This is a genomic window from Sunxiuqinia indica (assembly GCF_009847015.1).
In the GTDB taxonomy this organism is placed as follows: Bacteria; Bacteroidota; Bacteroidia; order Bacteroidales; family Prolixibacteraceae; genus Sunxiuqinia; species Sunxiuqinia indica.
The window spans coordinates 757,357-773,997 of sequence record NZ_WVEM01000001.1 but is presented as its reverse complement, the minus strand read 5'-3'; the positions used below and the strand labels follow the sequence as shown (position 1 = coordinate 773,997).

14 protein-coding genes are annotated in these 16,641 nt (G+C 40.1%); 8 read left to right on the top strand and 6 right to left on the bottom strand.

What is annotated here, in order from left to right; all coding sequences use genetic code 11:
- Nucleotides 1-9: 9 nt before the first annotated feature.
- Together GR929_RS03125 and GR929_RS03120 are read right to left on the bottom strand one after the other, a co-directional pair.
- Nucleotides 10-1,275, bottom strand: coding sequence for an MlaD family protein (locus tag GR929_RS03125; protein WP_159517450.1), 1,266 nt, complete (start codon nucleotides 1,273-1,275; stop codon nucleotides 10-12).
- 69 nt (nucleotides 1,276-1,344) lie between these two features.
- Nucleotides 1,345-2,487 carry an N-acetylmuramoyl-L-alanine amidase family protein gene (locus GR929_RS03120; protein ID WP_235934028.1) on the bottom strand — a complete coding sequence of 381 codons (1,143 nt, stop codon included), beginning with the start codon at nucleotides 2,485-2,487 and terminating at the stop codon, nucleotides 1,345-1,347.
- A 127-nt stretch (nucleotides 2,488-2,614) separates the two neighbouring features.
- On the opposite strand from GR929_RS03120, the gene GR929_RS03115 reads away from it, so the two are divergent.
- The 4 genes from GR929_RS03115 to GR929_RS03100 all read left to right on the top strand — a co-directional run bounded on the left by GR929_RS03115 (nucleotide 2,615) and on the right by GR929_RS03100 (nucleotide 7,688).
- Nucleotides 2,615-5,221, top strand: a complete 2,607-nt coding sequence (locus GR929_RS03115) for a putative LPS assembly protein LptD (protein WP_159517448.1) — start codon at nucleotides 2,615-2,617, stop codon at nucleotides 5,219-5,221.
- Between the two features lie 311 nt (nucleotides 5,222-5,532).
- On the top strand, nucleotides 5,533-6,135 hold the full coding sequence (locus GR929_RS03110) for an FKBP-type peptidyl-prolyl cis-trans isomerase (protein WP_159517447.1): 603 nt from the start codon (nucleotides 5,533-5,535) through the stop codon (nucleotides 6,133-6,135).
- 65 nt (nucleotides 6,136-6,200) lie between these two features.
- A complete protein-coding gene (gene aroC / locus GR929_RS03105) occupies nucleotides 6,201-7,274 on the top strand; it encodes a chorismate synthase (RefSeq protein ID WP_159517446.1) in 1,074 nt (357 codons plus the stop codon).
- Nucleotides 7,275-7,688, top strand: coding sequence for a DUF134 domain-containing protein (locus GR929_RS03100; RefSeq protein WP_159517445.1), 414 nt, complete (start codon nucleotides 7,275-7,277; stop codon nucleotides 7,686-7,688). It begins immediately after the preceding gene.
- Here the strand turns inward: GR929_RS03100 and GR929_RS03095 are convergent.
- The gene (locus tag GR929_RS03095) at nucleotides 7,685-9,103 is read right to left on the bottom strand and encodes a dicarboxylate/amino acid:cation symporter (RefSeq protein WP_159517444.1); all 1,419 of its coding nucleotides are present in this window, start codon (nucleotides 9,101-9,103) and stop codon (nucleotides 7,685-7,687) included. The two genes, GR929_RS03100 and GR929_RS03095, sit on opposite strands and share 4 nt — an antisense overlap.
- Nucleotides 9,104-9,239: 136 nt before the next feature.
- Here GR929_RS03095 and GR929_RS03090 point away from each other — a divergent pair, with 136 nt between their 5' ends.
- The 4 genes from GR929_RS03090 to GR929_RS03075 all read left to right on the top strand — a co-directional run bounded on the left by GR929_RS03090 (nucleotide 9,240) and on the right by GR929_RS03075 (nucleotide 15,004).
- Nucleotides 9,240-11,021, top strand: a complete 1,782-nt coding sequence (locus tag GR929_RS03090) for an L-fucose isomerase (RefSeq protein WP_201300879.1) — start codon at nucleotides 9,240-9,242, stop codon at nucleotides 11,019-11,021.
- Nucleotides 11,022-11,369: 348 nt separating this feature from the next.
- Nucleotides 11,370-12,602 (top strand): DUF6786 family protein, encoded by a 1,233-nt coding sequence (locus tag GR929_RS03085; protein ID WP_159517443.1) that lies wholly within the window; start codon nucleotides 11,370-11,372, stop codon nucleotides 12,600-12,602.
- A gap of 46 nt (nucleotides 12,603-12,648) precedes the next feature.
- Nucleotides 12,649-13,938: an L-fucose:H+ symporter permease gene (fucP, locus tag GR929_RS03080; RefSeq protein ID WP_159517442.1), complete on the top strand. Its 1,290-nt coding sequence runs from the start codon at nucleotides 12,649-12,651 to the stop codon at nucleotides 13,936-13,938.
- Nucleotides 13,939-14,011: 73 nt separating this feature from the next.
- Complete coding sequence (locus GR929_RS03075; protein WP_159517441.1) at nucleotides 14,012-15,004, top strand: GntR family transcriptional regulator; 993 nt, start codon at nucleotides 14,012-14,014, stop codon at nucleotides 15,002-15,004.
- Nucleotides 15,005-15,041: 37 nt separating this feature from the next.
- Here GR929_RS03075 and msrA read toward each other — a convergent pair whose 3' ends face one another.
- The 3 genes from msrA to GR929_RS03060 form a co-directional block, all read right to left on the bottom strand.
- Nucleotides 15,042-15,569, bottom strand: coding sequence for a peptide-methionine (S)-S-oxide reductase MsrA (gene msrA, locus GR929_RS03070; RefSeq protein WP_159517440.1), 528 nt, complete (start codon nucleotides 15,567-15,569; stop codon nucleotides 15,042-15,044).
- Between the two features lie 74 nt (nucleotides 15,570-15,643).
- Complete coding sequence (locus GR929_RS03065) at nucleotides 15,644-15,940, bottom strand: DUF6787 family protein (protein WP_159517439.1); 297 nt, start codon at nucleotides 15,938-15,940, stop codon at nucleotides 15,644-15,646.
- Between the two features lie 93 nt (nucleotides 15,941-16,033).
- Nucleotides 16,034-16,612: an SNARE-associated domain-containing protein gene (locus tag GR929_RS03060; protein ID WP_159517438.1), complete on the bottom strand. Its 579-nt coding sequence runs from the start codon at nucleotides 16,610-16,612 to the stop codon at nucleotides 16,034-16,036.
- Between the last annotated feature and the right edge of the window lie 29 nt (nucleotides 16,613-16,641).

Here is a 16,641-nt window from a genome sequence, read left to right as displayed (position 1 = left end):
ATTCGGATGCTAATTTCCTAATTTCCTTAAAGCCTTTTCTAATCGTACTTTTCGCCCATTTTTAAAAGCGATTATACTTGCATCAGGAAAAACAGCTTTAGCAGTAGTGTGAATTTCCATAATGTTTGCGATGTCAGGTGTTTCGCCAGTTAAATAGCTATATCCTCCTGAAATTTCAACTTCTTCGACTTGGTCGAAATCGCTAAACATGGTATTGTCTTTCGATAATCTTGATGGGCTTGAAATAAGATGTACCTTGAAAGTATATTCATTTTGACTGGTATTATTCTTTTCCTTTTGAGGAGAGATATAAACATCTTTTCCAAGGTCGAATGCAGAAAAATGAACGTAGCGTTTGGGATTGTTCCGAATATCTTTCAATAAGAAATCCAGGCTTTGGCTCATATTAGCCAGATTATCGTATAACTGTTCGTCTCCTAAAAGTTTACCTGCAGTGCCTTCTCCGCTTTCAATTTTAGCCAACAATGCGTTAATTCCTTGTACTGACATTTGTAGGTCAGAAACCATACCGGCGATATTTACAGCCGCTAAACTGTCGCTTATAGATGAAAAATTACCTACGATGTTTGTAAAGTCATCAGAATTCTCGTTAAGGGTTGAAGTAATTTCGTTCATGTTTTGAATAATCCCTTTTAAATTAGTCTTCTCGGTAACGAGTAGTTCGCTAATATCGGCTGATACTGACTCAAGGTTTAGGATAGTTTGATTAATACGTGCAAAGCTTTCAGAAAGGTTTTTCCGTGCTTCTTCGTTAAAAACGTATGTAACAACGGTAATAGCCGAATCAAGCGATGCTAAAAGCTGCTCCGCTTTATTTTTTAAAGGGAGTACCTGCATACTTACTTGCTCTTTCAAACCTTCTTCAATACTTCCCGGTATCGTGTCACCTTCCTGATAGTATACATTGGACGGATTGATTTGCAATACGATCGATTTGGTGCCCATAAGATCCGAAGAAACAATTCTAGCGATGGAGCCTTCCGGGATTTCAAAATCTCCTTCCAGCGAGAAATTAACGACCAAACTACCATCATTACTGTCTGAGAAGTCAATTGTTTTAACCTGACCGACTTGGTAGCCATTAATCATAACAGCACTTGATTCGAGCAGTCCTTCAATCCTCTCATAAACGACATAGTAGCTTGTATTTTGTTTGAAGAAATCGATTCCTTTCAAATAGTTCATTCCCCAAATAAAGATGGCAAAACTAAAGACGATAAGAATTCCCAGTTTTGCGTATTTAGACAGTTTCATAATTGTTTTCAGCTTGTTTTATACAATATTAATAAGCATTCTGATACTAAACAAACAATGAGATCAGAACTATGGTTTTATTTTTCTCAAAGCTTTTTTGATCGAGATGGGCTCATCGTTTTCAAAAGCAACAATAAACGCGTCAGGATATTTTGTTATTATTTTTTGTTTAAGCGATTGTATCTCTTCCAATGAGGTGCTTTTTCCGTAGAAAAACTTGAATGTGGATTTAATTTTCTTTCGCTCAACTTTTTCAAGGCCTTTAAAATTTGTTGCCGTTGGCTCAATAGCCTTGTTGGTGGCAGCTAGTTGAACACTAAAGTAAAAGTCGTTCTTGTGTTCCTCTTTTTGCTGAGAAAGTGCTTTTTCGGAGGTTTCTGCTGATGGCTTCAAACTTTCAGGTATTGATGAACCTAATTGGTATTCACTTTTATGATCAACCGTGTTTTTATAATCGCGTATTGCTCTAAATATAGCCGAAGCCAGATAGGTCTGCCCTTCATCACTGTTCATGTAGTTTGCTTCATAACGATTGCTTAAAAAACCGGCTTCAATCAATACGCTTGGCATACTTGTTCGCCGTAAAACCAGAAAGCCTGCTTGTTTTACGCCACGGTCATGACGTCCGGCTCTATTCTTAAACTGATTTTGGATTGCCGCGGCCAGGTTGATGCTTTGATCGAGGTGTTCATCCTGTACCATTTCAAACATGATGTATGATTCGGGTGAATTGGGATCAAACCCCTGGTAGGTTGAAGAATAATCTTCCTCCATCAAAATTACAGAGTTTTCTTTTTTGGCTACCTCCAGATTTTCTTCTGATCGGTGAAGACCCAAAACAAAAGTTTCGGTTCCGGTGATCGAAGGAGTTCCGCAATAGTTAGCGTGTAAGGAAACAAAAAGGTCGGCCTTGTTACTATTTGCAATAACAGCACGCTGATGTAACGGAACAAACACATCGGTGTTTCTGGTGTAAATTACACGAATACCGGGTAATTTTTCTTTCAGGTAGTTCCCGAGTTTTATTCCAATGTTTAAAACAATGTCTTTTTCCCGGATACCTTTATATACTGCACCCGGATCTTTCCCTCCATGACCGGGATCAATAATTACTGTAAACGGATGATCTGGCGCGCTTTTTGCTCGTGCAGGATTCAATAATTCAAAAAATACACACAGAAATACAATAAACAACTTTCGGCTAATGTTCATATACATGTTGTTTGAACGCAACAAAAATAGAAATATTAAAATTATTTTGCATTTGTTCACGCATTTGTCTGGGTTGAATTTATATTTTTGCAGTCCAATGTAACCGAAATGGCTAACATTTTCTGATTTGACGAAAATAATCTTCACATATATTTTGTTTTTTTTCTGTGTTAATACTTATGCACAGGAATTGCCCGACACGGAACTTTCTTCTATTCCTCAGCCTGAGTTAAAGCCTGATTCTATTTTGTCATCCAGAATGTCGGCTACCCAGGATTCAATAGCGAAGCGGGATACTGCAAAAACAACGGTTCTTGAGGCTCCTATAAATTATAATGCGTTGGACTCTATTGTGATTTCGCTGGATGGCCAAAAAGTATATTTATACAAAGAGGCGATGGTGACTTACCAAACGATTGAACTGAAAGCCGATTACATTGAACTTGATTTGGAAACGAAAGAGGTGTATGCCGAAGGTGTTCCCGATTCGGCAGAGGTTGTTCAAGGTTCGCCGGTATTTAAAGATGGGGAAGAGGAGTTTGAGAGTAAAACGCTGCGGTATAACTTTGAAACTCAAAAGGGAATAATCACTGAAGTGAAAACGCAGCAGGGCGACGGATATGTTCATAGTGAGCGAACCAAAAAAATTGATGCCAACTCTTTTATTCTGAAAAAAGGAAAGTATACGACCTGTGATGCAGACCATCCGCATTTTTATTTAAGAATGACCCGAGCAAAGGTTATTTCGAATAAGAAAATTATTACCGGCCCGGCATATTTAGTGTTAGAAGATTTTCCAATTTATTTCCCAATGATCCCATTTGGGTTCTTCCCAAACTCACCCAGTTATTCTTCTGGTATCATAGTCCCTACCTATGGTGAAGAACAAAGCAGAGGATTCTTTTTGCGCGAAGGAGGTTATTATTGGGCAGCAAGTCCTTATTTCGATTTAACGATGAAAGGGGATATTTACTCTAAAGGTTCGTGGGGGGCCAATGTGCATACCAACTATAAAAAACGGTATAAATTTTCAGGAAACTTTGATTTCAGGTATAATGTAAACCGTTACAGTGATCCTGACTTACCTGATTTTAGCCGTTCGCCGGGGTTTTCAGTTAGGTGGTCGCATTCGCAGGACAGTAAGGCCAATCCATATCAATCATTCTCGGCCAGCGTAAACCTGTCTACAACAAGTTACGACAAGCAGAACTCATATGATGTGCAAAGCTATTTGCAAACCACTAAATCGTCGAGTATTTCATATTCTAAAAAATGGGAAAACTCTCCATTTAATATGTCAGCCAGTTTCAGGCACTCACAAAACTCACGAGATACTACTATTTCCTTAAGTTTTCCGGAGCTAACCTTTTCCATGGCGAAAATCTATCCGTTTCGACAGAAAGATCGTGTTGGGGCTCCAAAGTGGTACGAGAAAATTGGTTTTAGCTACACCGGTAATATAAAAAACTCCATAACCGCAAAAGAAGATGAATTGCTGAATCAGTCGATTATACGCGATTGGCAAAATGGATGGAAACACTCCATCCCAATCAGCTTGCCGAATTTCAACCTATTTAAGTATGTCAATGTAAGTCCAAGTGTTAGTTATTCTGAGCGTTGGTATACAAATTATATTACCCAAAATTATGCCTACGACAATATCGCTCAGGAAGGAACAGTTTGGGAAGATACCATCTATCATTTTCGCCGAAATTACAACTATTCATTTAGCTTGAGTTCGCAAACAAATATTTACGGGATGTATTTGATGAAGAATCCCAATTCCCGAATGAAAGCCATCAGGCATAAAATGTCGCCTTCGGTTAGTTTTAGTTATACTCCTGATTTTGGTGACCCCAAATACGATTTTTATGACTCGTATATGGATCACGAGGGAAATCAAATTTATTACAATCGTTTTAAAGGTGCTATTTTTGGTTCGGCCGGGAGAGGAGAGAGTGCAGCGATTAACTTCGGACTTACCAACAACCTCGAAGCAAAAATGGCAGCTAAAAACGATACTACATCGAACGAAGAGAAATTTGAGAAAGTAAAGATTATCGATAATCTGGGATTTAGCGGATCGTACAATTTTATCGCTGATTCATTAAATCTAAGTACCATTCGAATAAATGGGCGAACAACAATTAAAGGTGTAAGCTTGAACTTTGGCGGGACAGTTGACCCCTACAATACTGATGAAAAGGGAACCCGAATTAATCAGTTTATGTGGAATGAAGCTTCGGGATTAGCCAAGTTAGGCCGACTGACCAATGCAAACCTTTCCTTCGGGATGTCATTTAAATCGAAACAGAAAGAAGAAGCGAATGCGGAAGAAGGAGAAGAACCTGGTGAGCAAATCATGTATCCGGATGGGAGCATCGAATACTATGATTTTGATATTCCATGGGACTTTCGGTTTAATTATAGCTTTAGCTACTCAAAAAGAAGTAATTATCATGATGCACAAGTCAACCAGAGTTTAAACTTTAGTGGCCGGGTGAAATTAACGCGCGAATGGAATATGTCGCTATCCACAAACTTTGATATTCAAGCTGGTGAGTTTTCTTTTACCACCTTCAATATAAATCGTCGGTTACATTGTTGGAATATGGCCTTCAATTTTGTGCCATTTGGTCGCCGCAAAAGTTACAGTTTCACAATTAATGCCTCATCAGCCATGCTTAAAGATTTGAAAATAGACAAGAAACGAAGCTGGTTTGACAATAATTAAAGGCGGTGGACGGTCACATTTTTAAGTTGCTTATTCCTAACTATCTCTATTTTTTTATAAAAATACTTTTCCAATCTTGTTAGTACAGCATGTTTTCTGAAAGGAAGATTTGTTGGATAATAAAATGGGTTTTGAGAGAATCTTTCTAAATAAATTGTAAAAAGAGGTGTAAAGACGGACATTTTGTAAACCAACAGAAATCTATGATGTTAACATTAAATGTATATTCCATCGAGTTTTGTGCTCTTTGATATATCAATGTTTTTTATTTCTTTGCAAGTATTATTCAAAATCAATCTAAATAGTTTAAAATGGCAATTACTAAAAACAAAATGGTTTCTTTGACTTACGATTTAAGAATCGAAGGAGCAAACGGAGAATTGATAGAACAGGCAACAGCCGAGAAACCACTAAACTTTGTTTATGGTGCTGGACTTATGTTGCCAAAGTTTGAAGACCTTTTACAAGGTCTTGAGCAAGGCAAGGACTTCAATATAAATCTTTCATGTGAAGATGCTTACGGGCAAGCTGATGAGAATGCAGTTGTTGATCTTCCTAAAAACCTGTTTCTGGTTGAAGGGAAATTTGATGAGGAAATTATTAAAGTTGGCAATACAGTTCCAATGATGAGTGCTAGCGGTCAACGTATGAACGGCCTGGTGTTGGAAATTACTGACGAGCATGTAAAAATGGATTTTAACCATCCTTTGGCTGGCGAGGACTTATTCTTCTCAGGAAAAGTGTTGGAAGTGCGCGATGCTACTGATGAGGAAATTGCAGCAACTGTGCAAGGTAGCGGCTGTGGCTGCGGTAGTGGTGGTTGCGAAAGTGACAGCGGTGGCTGCGGGTGTGAAGAGGGCGAAAGCTGTGAAACAGAGAAAGCAAATGGTGGAAGCTGCGGTTGTGGCTGCTAATTGATAAAACGTATCCAGAATATTGCTTCTGAGCAATCGGGAGCAATATTTTTTAACCAAAAATAATGAATAGCTTCGGACAATTATTCAGATTAACCTCTTTTGGAGAATCTCATGGTGTAGGAATTGGTGGTATTATTGATGGCTGCCCGGCAGGTGTCGAAATCGATTTGGATTTTATTCAAAATGAACTCGATCGTCGTAAACCCGGACAATCGAAAATTACGACCCAACGAAAAGAATCGGATCAGGTTGAATTTTTATCGGGTATTTTTGAAGGAAAAACGCAGGGAACACCCATCGGTTTTCTGATTAGAAATAAAGATCAACACTCGAACGACTACAATAACCTGAAAGATATTTTTCGTCCTTCACATGCCGATTATACTTATCTGAAGAAATATGGGAGCCGCGATCATCGTGGAGGAGGACGTTCCTCTGCGCGTGAAACAATCGCACGGGTTGCAGCCGGAGCTATCGCTAAATTGATGCTGAAGCAATTTGGTGTCGATATTAATGCATTCGTAAAGCGAGTGGGCGAAGTTGAACTGACAAAAAGCTACAAAGAGCTTGATTTAAAATTGATTGACAGTAATATTGTTCGCTGTCCGGATGCCGAAACTGCTGATAAGATGATTGCCCGTATTGAAAAAGCCGGTAAAAATCATGATACCGTTGGCGGAGTTATTCAGGGAGTTATTCAGGGAGTTTCAGTTGGTTTAGGCGAACCGGTTTTTAATAAGCTGCATGCCGATTTAGGTCATGCCATGTTGGGAATCAATGCGGTCAAAGGATTTGAATACGGATCAGGTTTCGATGGAACAAAACTAAGTGGCTCAGAGCATAACGATGTCTTTATAAAGTCGGAGAGCGGTATTCGCACCAAAACCAATAATTCCGGAGGAATTCAAGGTGGAATTTCGAATGGAGAAGACATTTATTTTAATGTGGCTTTTAAGCCAATTGCAACCTTGTTGAAAGAGCAACATACGGTTGATAAAGACGAAAAAGAAGTAACGATCAATCCAAAAGGTCGTCACGATCCTTGTGTACTACCACGTGCTGTCCCTATTGTTGAAGCAATGGCAGCCCTGGTTATTGCTGATCATTATTTGTTGAACAAAGTAAATCAAAGTTAGATGCCTCGTAAAAAAAGACAACGGCGCTTATTAGCCCCGCCCTCAGTTAAAGGATTTTCTGTATTTGGACCAAAAAACAGAGCTCAGCAGGTTGTGCTGTTTTTCGAAGAGTATGAGGCAATAAAATTGCTTGATTACGATAATCTTACCCAGGAAGAAGCAGCAGTTTGTATGGATGTTTCTCGTCCTACATTGACCCGGATTTATGAGTCGGCTCGAAATAAAGTAGCACAGGCAATGGTTGAAGGGAAAGACTTGATCATTCGTGGAGGTAATTTTCAATTCGATGAGAATTGGTACTGTTGCAAATCTTGTAAAGCTAAGTTCAACATGGCTAAAGCCGGCGAAAATTGCCCGGTTTGCAATTCAAATGAAATTGAATCTTTGAATGATTTTTATAAGAAAAGTAACTAAACCTGCAGATCTTCACCTTCACTTTTTGCAATAATGACCGCTCCACAGCTATCACTCCACACATTGGTAGCTGTTCTGAACATGTCTAAAATTCGGTCAACCGCAAGGATTAATCCAATGCCTTCCAACGGAAGTCCAACGGCTGATAAAATAACGGTTATCATAACCAAACCGGCCATGGGAATAGCAGCTGCTCCAATAGACGCTAATAATGCTGTTGCAACAATAATTGCTTGTTGAATGATGCTTAAATCATGACCATAAGCCTGGGCAATAAAAATAGCCGCAACACATTCATAAAGCGCAGTTCCATCCATATTGATGGTTGCTCCCAGGGGTAGTGTAAAGCTGCTTATTTTGTTTGATACTCCTGATTTTGACTCAACTGCATCCATCGTTAATGGTAAAGTTGCTCCTGACGATGAAGTTGAAAAAGCAGTTAGAAGGGGAGTGGTCATATTTTGAAAGTGTCTCCGCGGACTAGCCTTTCCAAGAAACTTCATCAATAGTGGAAGAGTGACCAAAAAATGTACGGTTAGTGCTAAAACAACAGTGCCCATGTAAATTCCCATGCGCGACATCAAACCGGCTAAATCATCTTGGTCTGCAATTACTTTGGCAACAATACCAAATATCCCAAGTGGCGTGAATTTGATAATAAACATGGTGATTTTCATCATGACTTCGAAAATGGCATTGAATGCCTTTTTTAGAACTTCACGATTAACGGTATCCACTTTGGTAATGAAAAAGCCAAATAACACGGCAAAGAAAATAATGGAAAGCATATCACTTTCATTGAAAGCTTGAAAAATATTTTGAGGAATAATTTCGACCAAAATATCCCGAAATGATCTCTGCTTTTCAACCAAGCCTTCAACCGTTTCCTGAAAGTTTAAATCAGCCCCAACCCCAGGCTTAAAGAGATTGACAAAAAATAAGCCTGTTACAATGGCCAAAACAGATGTCATTACATAATATCCTATTGTTTTTAAGCCCAGTCTTCCCAAATTTTTACCGGTGCCAATATTTGTAATTCCCGATATTAGTGAGCTTAAAATCAGCGGAATGATCAACATTTTTAAAGCACGAAGAAACAGATCCCCCATCCAACTAACGGCATTAATGTGAGGGTTGTTGTAACTCGCTTTTCTAATTGTAGATTGATATTTATCGTATTCATCAGACGTCAGCAATTGTTTCATTTTTACCTGAAAGTCTTGCATTGTACTGTATTCTTCACCTTGCAATCCCCCAACTTTTTCAATAACAGCCGCACTTAAATGCGTTTTCTGCAATTGACTAATGGCTTCTTGATCAACGGTGTATTGCGTTGGGAAAATTATTCCGTAACCAATTGATAGTAGCAACGCAATCAGGATTTGCCAGTGGAGCTGTAGCTTAAATATTTGCATGTAGTTTGAATTGAGACTGGTACAAATCTAACTTTTTAAACCATGTTTTCCAACATGATAAAACGATTGAATTTTTCCTACTTTAGCAGCACAGTACAGCACAATACGAAAAATATAATTTAAATATCAATTCAATATGAAAAATCGTTTAATCGGACGTTTGCCCAAAGTAGGAATCCGTCCAGTAATAGATGGTCGCGAACGTGGAGTTCGTGAATCACTCGAGGTTCAAACCATGAATTTGGCGAAAGCTGCCGCTCAACTAATTGAAGAAAACTTGCGCTTTCCTTCTGGCGAAAAGGTGGAATGTGTTATTGCAGACACAACCATTGGAGGTGTAGCAGATGCTGCTAATTGCGCTGATAAATTCAGTCGTGAAGGAGTTGGCGTTTCGCTGACTGTAACACCATGCTGGTGCTACGGAACAGAGGTGATGGACAGTGACCCGCTTCTTCCTAAAGCCGTTTGGGGATTTAATGGAACTGAGCGTCCCGGAGCCGTCTATTTGGCCGCAGCACTTGCCGGATATACTCAGAAAGGCTTGCCGGCTTTCGGAATTTATGGCCGCGATGTTCAAGATGCCGGAGATACAGCTATCCCAAATGACGTTCGCGAGAAAATATTGCGGTTTACAAAAGCCGCTTTAGCTTCGGCGCAAATAAAAGGAAAGTCATATCTGTCGCTTGGCTATACTTCAATGGGAATTGCCGGCTCTATGGTTGATGCCGATTTTTTTCAGGAATATCTGGGGATGCGTACAGAGTTTGTTGACATGACCGAGATTAAACGTCGAATTGATCAGGAGATTTTCGATCCTTCAGAATATAAAACAGCCTTGGCTTGGGTAAAGGAAAATTGCCAGGAGGGTGATGACCACAACGCAAAAGATAAACAGAGCGACCGGAAAAGAAAAGATTGGGAATGGGAAATTGTAGTTAAAATGACCCTGATCTGTCGCGATCTAATGATTGGCAATCCGAAATTGGCGGAGCTTGGTTTCGGAGAGGAAGCGAAAGGCCATAATGCAATTGCAGGCGGTTTCCAGGGGCAGCGTCAATGGACAGACTACTACCCAAATGCTGACTTTACTGAAGCGATGTTGAATTCTTCATTCGACTGGAATGGTATACGCGAGGCCTATGTTTTTGCCACCGAGAATGATAGTTTAAATGCAGTGCCCATGTTGTTTGGTCACTTGTTAACCAATACCGCTCAAATATTTTCAGACGTTCGCACATTCTGGAGCCCTGAAGCTGTAATACGAGTAACCGGAAAAGAACTGACAGGATTAGCCCGAAACGGAATTATCCACTTAATTAATTCCGGATCGACAACCTTAGATGCCACAGCACAGCAAAGAGATGCTGAAGGAAATCCGGTGATGAAACCTTATTGGGATATTTCGGATGAAGAAGCCAAAGCATGTTTAGATAAAACAAACTGGTGTCCTGCTGATTTAGGTTATTTTAGAGGTGGTGGTTATTCATCTCAATTTAAAACTGAAGGCAAAATGCCGGTAACTATGTCGCGTGTAAACCTGGTAAAAGGGCAGGGGCCAGTCATCCAAATAGCTGAAGGATGGACTGTTGAATTACCCGAAGATATTCATCATTTATTAGATGAGCGCACCAATCCAACCTGGCCAACAACCTGGTTTGTGCCACGTTTGAACGATGAAGACGCTTTTAAAGATGTTTACAGCGTTATGGCCAATTGGGGAGCTAACCATGGCGCCATTTCGTATGGACACATTGGTGCCGACCTAATTACATTAGCATCGATCCTCCGTATTCCGGTTTCAATGCACAATGTAGAAGATAAAGATATTTTCCGTCCAAGTGCCTGGGCTTCATTCGGAGCAAATAAGGAAGGTTCCGATTACCGGGCGTGTAAAAACTACGGGCCTCTTTATGGCTAGTCGTTTATTTTAATTTATTTTGAATTACTGTTGTCCGGGAAAAATAAAAACTTGGGTGATGCGAGAAACGAATGAAAATAGAACAGTTGATATTCCTCAAGATGGAGTTATGGGCTAAAGCCCGGACGCTCTAGTGCGATGACTCCCCCCGGGATTAATCCCGGGGGGAGTGAATGCCAGATATGACGCGGGCTTTAGCCCATCATTTGAAATTTTAACCGGACACTAATGATTTAGAAATTAATATCATGAAATGAGCATCAGTAAATTAGTCATTCCATTCAAATACGGATTAATTTATTGGTGTGAGTTTCATCTGTTACCATTTTTTTTATCAAAATTATACAGATGAAGATCATTCATGTTAAACATTTAATCTCAATAATTATAGGATTGTTGGTGGTTCACTTGATTACCACCGGCTTTGAAAAAGAAGAAACGATGAGCTTAAAAAAAGGTCAGTATGGCTACGATCTGGAGAAACTACAAAAGTACTATTCTACTATTGAGCTAGTTGCCGGAGAATCTCGGGTGGTTATCGTTCCTGAACTGCAGGGACGGGTGATGACTAGCACAACCTCAGGATCAACAGGATTCTCGTTTGGCTGGGTCAACTACAAATTACTTGGAGCCGATCAACTGTCTTCTCAGTTTAATCCTTTTGGTGGCGAAGAGCGGTTTTGGATTGGGCCGGAGGGAGGACAGTTCTCTTTCTATTTTGATCAGGGAAAAGCCATGGCAATGGAAAACTGGCGTGTTCCTTCTGCTATTGATACCATGCCCTGGGATGTAATTGAAGCCAATCAGGAGACGGCCACGTTCCGACAATCATTTCAACTAGCGAATTATTCTGGCAATAAATTTTCAATGGAGATCACCCGCCGGGTGAGCATTATCGATCCAATTGAATTGGACGAATTTTTGCCCATTAAATTGGATGAGTCTGTTAAAGTTGTTGCTTACGAATCATTAAATCAACTGAAAAACACAAACAATTTTAGCTGGAATAAAGAAACCGGCATGCCATCAATCTGGATGCTTTCCATGTATCAGCCATCACCCGAAGTAACCATTGTAGTACCCTATAAAAAAGACGGCGAAGGCCCCGTGGTTACTGATGATTACTTTGGCGAAGTGCCAACGGACAGGTTGAAATCTGATGATGGAATCATCTATTTCAAAGCCGACGGGAAGTACCGGAGTAAGATTGGTGTTTCTCCCGAGCGGGCACTGCCAACTTTAGGAAGTTACGATGCGCAAAACAAATGCCTAACCATTTTAATTTGTTCGTTGGATTCTACTTCAACTGACTATGTCAACTCTTCGTGGGAGGAACATCAGAAAGATCCGTTTCGTGGTGATGCCATTAATGCCTACAACGACGGTCCATTAGCAGATGGCGGTCAGCTTGGCCCGTTTTACGAGCTGGAGTCTTCGTCGTCAGCTGCTGCTTTAAATGCAGGTGAAGTTAAAATTCATTTTCAACGAACATTTCATTTCGAAGGAGATGAGCAAGCATTGAGTCCCATTGCAGAAAAACTACTGGGTGTTTCAATTGCTGAAATAAAAAACGCTCTTTAAAATACGAACCGATACGAACTAAACGAATAACTAAAAAAGAAAAACAGTGAAATCTAAAATTAAAGTCGTTCCAAAGGAATACCTATTTCCATTTATCTTGATCACAAGTCTTTTTGCTTTGTGGGGCTTTGCCAATGATATTACAAACCCGATGGTAGCTGCATTTAAAACGGTAATGGAAATTTCTAACGCCAAAGCCGCGATGGTGCAATTTGCCTTTTACGGTGGATATGCAACAATGGCTATTCCCGCAGCGCTGGTTATTAAACGCTATAGTTATAAAGTAGGCATTATTGTTGGCTTAACTTTATATGCAACAGGAGCTTTATTGTTTTACCCGGCTGCTCAGTTTGAAGTCTTTGGGTTCTTTCTGGTTTCTCTATACATTTTAACTTTCGGGTTGGCGTTTCTTGAAACAACTGCCAATCCGTATATTTTGTCGATGGGCCCCGAAGAAACAGCAACCAGACGGCTAAACCTGGCGCAGTCATTCAATCCGATGGGATCAATTTTCGGGATGTTTATTGCCTCCAATGTAATTCTTGCCGCACTGGAGTCTGATAAAAGAGATTCAGCAGGAAATTTGATTTTTGAAACTTTAAGTGCATCTGAAAAGGCTGGTATTCGGGCACACGATTTGGCTGTTATTCGCGATCCCTATGTCATGCTCGGATTTTTTGTTATCCTTATGCTTGCGATCATTGCCTTATCGAAGATGCCTAAGCGAGCTAAGGCAGATCATTCTATTCGAACCAAGGATACCTTTAAGCGATTGGCAAAAAACGTAAAATATCGCGAGGGAGTCCTTGCTCAGGTTTTTTATGTTGGAGCACAAATCATGTGCTGGACTTTTATTATTCAATATGCCGACAATTTGGGAATACCGAAAGCTGAGGCTCAACGCTATAATATTATTGCGATGGCCATTTTTATTGGGAGCCGTTTTGTGAGTACCTTTTTGATGAAATACTTAAATGCCCGTTTTATGCTGACCATTTTCGCAGTTGGCGGAATGTTGACAACTACAGGAGTTATTTTAATTGAGGGTATGACTGGTTTATATCTGCTGATTGCCACTTCTGCTTTTATGTCATTGATGTTTCCAACAATTTACGGTATTGCTCTGGAAGGACTTGGCGAAGATTCAACTTTGGGAGCGGCAGGCTTGGTGATGGCAATTGTTGGTGGCGCCTTGATGCCTCCCTTGCAAGGATTGCTAATCGACCAGGGAACTATAGCTTGGTTGCCAGCCGTTAATTTCTCATTTGTCTTACCATTCATTTGCTTTGTAGCAATTGCTATTTATGGATACCGGACAATGAAAATACATGCCTAGCTTATAAAATTATCAAATAATAAAAGGGGGATGGATGCTGCGGTATCCTCCTCTTTCTTCTTAAATAAAAAATATGGCTTTTCAATTTCAACTCGACCATTCCTCTTCCCAAACTAAAATACAGCAGCTGATCCATGCCGTTACTGAGGCGATTAGTGATGGAGTTCTAAAAGAGGGCGACTTTTTGCCGTCAGTTAATAAGTTGAGTCGCGAAAGTGGATTGTCGAGAGATACCATTTTTAAAGCCTACACCACCTTAAAGCTACGCAGTGTGATCGCATCAACTCCAACCAAGGGCTACTTTGTAAGTAACGAGTCCTTTAAGGTGATGATGCTGCTTGATGATTTCAGTGCTTTTAAAGAACAGCTGTATGGCAGCTTTCGAAATGCATTGCCCGAGAATTATTCCGTTGATTTACTCTTTCATCATTACAACCCCAATGTGTTTGAACAGCTCGTTTTAAATAACCTGGGTCGTTACAGCATGTATGTGGTTATGAATATCAATAATGATCGGATCGAGAAAGTGGTGAAAAAAATAGATTCGAGTAAGTTACTGATTTTGGATATGGGATCTCCGGAGAATGATGAGATGGCACATATCCTTCAGGATTTTGCAAATGCTTTTCGTAATTGCCTGGAACAAGGGAAAAAGCAAATTCAGAAGTATGATGAGTTTAACTTGGTTTTTCCATCATCCACACCACATCCCAAGGTGGCCATTGACGTGTTTCAAAGGTTTTGCGATGAAAATACGATCAAGCATTCAGTCATTCAAAAAATAAAAAATAAGACCATCGAAAAGGGACAAGCCTATTTGGTTATTAAAGAAGATGATTTGGTCTACATTATTAAAGAATGTAAGCAAAAGGGGCTAAAAGTAGGTCGCGATGTGGGATTGATATCTTACAACGATTCACCCATGAAAGAAATTGTTGGAGACGGAATTACGGTAATCTCAGTCGATTTTGAGGAAATGGGTGAGAAGGTGGCGAACTTCATTAAAAGCAAACAAAAGATCTTTGAAGTCCTCTCGCCGCGGTTAATTCTCAGGGGATCGCTGTAGCGAGATCTACAACGACCGGTATGATTTAGGTGATGTCTTATTTGATCTTCTCTTTGAAAATCTTTCTGAACTTGTCCAGCTTCGGAACAATTACAAACTGGCAGTAGCCCTGTGCCGGATTTCGTTCATAGTAATCCTGGTGTTCTGCTTCGGCTCTGAAAAAGTTTTCCCACGGGCTGATTTCAGTCACCACAGGCTTTTCGAAAATAGCCTCTTTATTCAAGTGCTGCTTGATGATTTCCGCAGTTTCCTGTTGCTTTTTATTGTGATAGAAAATAACTGAACGATATTGCGTTCCAACATCGGCACCTTGTTGGTTTAGCGTGGTCGGATCATGGGTGGCCCAAAATACTTCCAGCAATTCCTGGAAACTTATTATTTCGGGGTCAAACTCAATTTCAACTACTTCGGCGTGCCCGGTTCTTCCGCTGCAAACTTCGCGGTACGCAGGATTAACGATATTGCCACCCGAATAGCCGGAAGTGACGGATTGCACTCCTTTTAATTCTTTAAAAATGGCTTCGGTACACCAAAAACAACCTCCTCCAAATGTTGCGAGTTCCATATTCTTATCTTTTTAGAAATGTATTTTTAACTACGAATCAATAAACGAAGAGAGCAGGCAGGTAAATCATCCGATTAATCAATCTTTATCCCGAATCGGCGTAAAAGCTTTTTTTCGAAATTCCAGAAAAAGGTGAACTGCCCCAATAGGGTTCCAAACAGCATCAGCATGATCTGATATGCCGGAACAATGGTAAGCACATAGACAATTGCGGAAAGCCAGAAAGGCCAGTCGGGGCTATAATCGAGCCAGTGAAAAACCAACTTACGAATAATAAGAGCTCCACTGCCGGAGATTGAAAAAACGACAAAAATGACGATTAATTGCAGGTCGGAATCAACATTCCACTTTTCCTTCAACCGTTTAAACATAGTTCCTTTTCTTTGAGTACAACTAGTAAACAAGCTTTTTCCTGAATGGTTGAAAGCTTGTTCGATAAAATAGGCACATATTTCTTAATTCCACTAGCCGAACTGGTGGCTTTGGTAAATGATATAACCGTATATCACAAAGCGTAAGATCCTGAACAGGGCAAAATTAAGGTATCTTTTCATGGGGTAATCTGTTGTTCCTACCAGCATACTGATAGCCGACCAGGGAAGGGGAGTAAGTGCCGATGCAACAATGAGAAAAGCACCGTACTTTCGGAAAAGGGGCCAGTACTTGCTAAAAAACCTTCGGCCCAGATACCGGAATAACACAACCCGCTGAAGGTATCGCCCAACTAAAAATGCGAAGTACCCGGCTCCATACGATACACCTGCAAAAAAGCCCAGGTTCAGCACATAGTGCCAAAGGTCGCCTTTGTAATAGGCCCAAATCATAAAGAACTCCGGTGGGAAAAGTCCGAAAAAGACTTCTGAACCAACATATACCCCGTAGATGATGAGTGGTTGACTGTAAAATCGTTTGAGCCAAAACTCTTTGTTTTCATCAACGATAAATTCTTTGGCAAGCAGGTATAAAACAGCAAGGATTGCCATCCAAAGCAATCCTTTGAGTATATTTTTTAAGAGGAATTTAAACTTGAAATGTAGTTTCATTCAATTGTTTTTATTCGTTGGTATGCAGA

What these genes read in the sequence shown, in the direction of transcription:
- GR929_RS03085 (WP_159517443.1), top strand. Translation starts at nt 11,370, where the DNA reads ATGAAGATCATTCATGTTAAACATTTAATCTCAATAATTATAGGATTG.
- GR929_RS03110 (WP_159517447.1), top strand. Translation starts at nt 5,533, where the DNA reads ATGGCAATTACTAAAAACAAAATGGTTTCTTTGACTTACGATTTAAGA.
- GR929_RS03090 (WP_201300879.1), top strand. Translation starts at nt 9,240, where the DNA reads ATGAAAAATCGTTTAATCGGACGTTTGCCCAAAGTAGGAATCCGTCCA.
- GR929_RS03125 (WP_159517450.1), bottom strand. Translation starts at nt 1,275, where the DNA reads ATGAAACTGTCTAAATACGCAAAACTGGGAATTCTTATCGTCTTTAGT.
- msrA (WP_159517440.1), bottom strand. Translation starts at nt 15,569, where the DNA reads ATGGAACTCGCAACATTTGGAGGAGGTTGTTTTTGGTGTACCGAAGCC.
- GR929_RS03065 (WP_159517439.1), bottom strand. Translation starts at nt 15,940, where the DNA reads ATGTTTAAACGGTTGAAGGAAAAGTGGAATGTTGATTCCGACCTGCAA.
- GR929_RS03075 (WP_159517441.1), top strand. Translation starts at nt 14,012, where the DNA reads ATGGCTTTTCAATTTCAACTCGACCATTCCTCTTCCCAAACTAAAATA.
- GR929_RS03120 (WP_235934028.1), bottom strand. Translation starts at nt 2,487, where the DNA reads ATGAACATTAGCCGAAAGTTGTTTATTGTATTTCTGTGTGTATTTTTT.
- GR929_RS03060 (WP_159517438.1), bottom strand. Translation starts at nt 16,612, where the DNA reads ATGAAACTACATTTCAAGTTTAAATTCCTCTTAAAAAATATACTCAAA.
- GR929_RS03095 (WP_159517444.1), bottom strand. Translation starts at nt 9,103, where the DNA reads ATGCAAATATTTAAGCTACAGCTCCACTGGCAAATCCTGATTGCGTTG.
- aroC (WP_159517446.1), top strand. Translation starts at nt 6,201, where the DNA reads ATGAATAGCTTCGGACAATTATTCAGATTAACCTCTTTTGGAGAATCT.
- GR929_RS03100 (WP_159517445.1), top strand. Translation starts at nt 7,275, where the DNA reads ATGCCTCGTAAAAAAAGACAACGGCGCTTATTAGCCCCGCCCTCAGTT.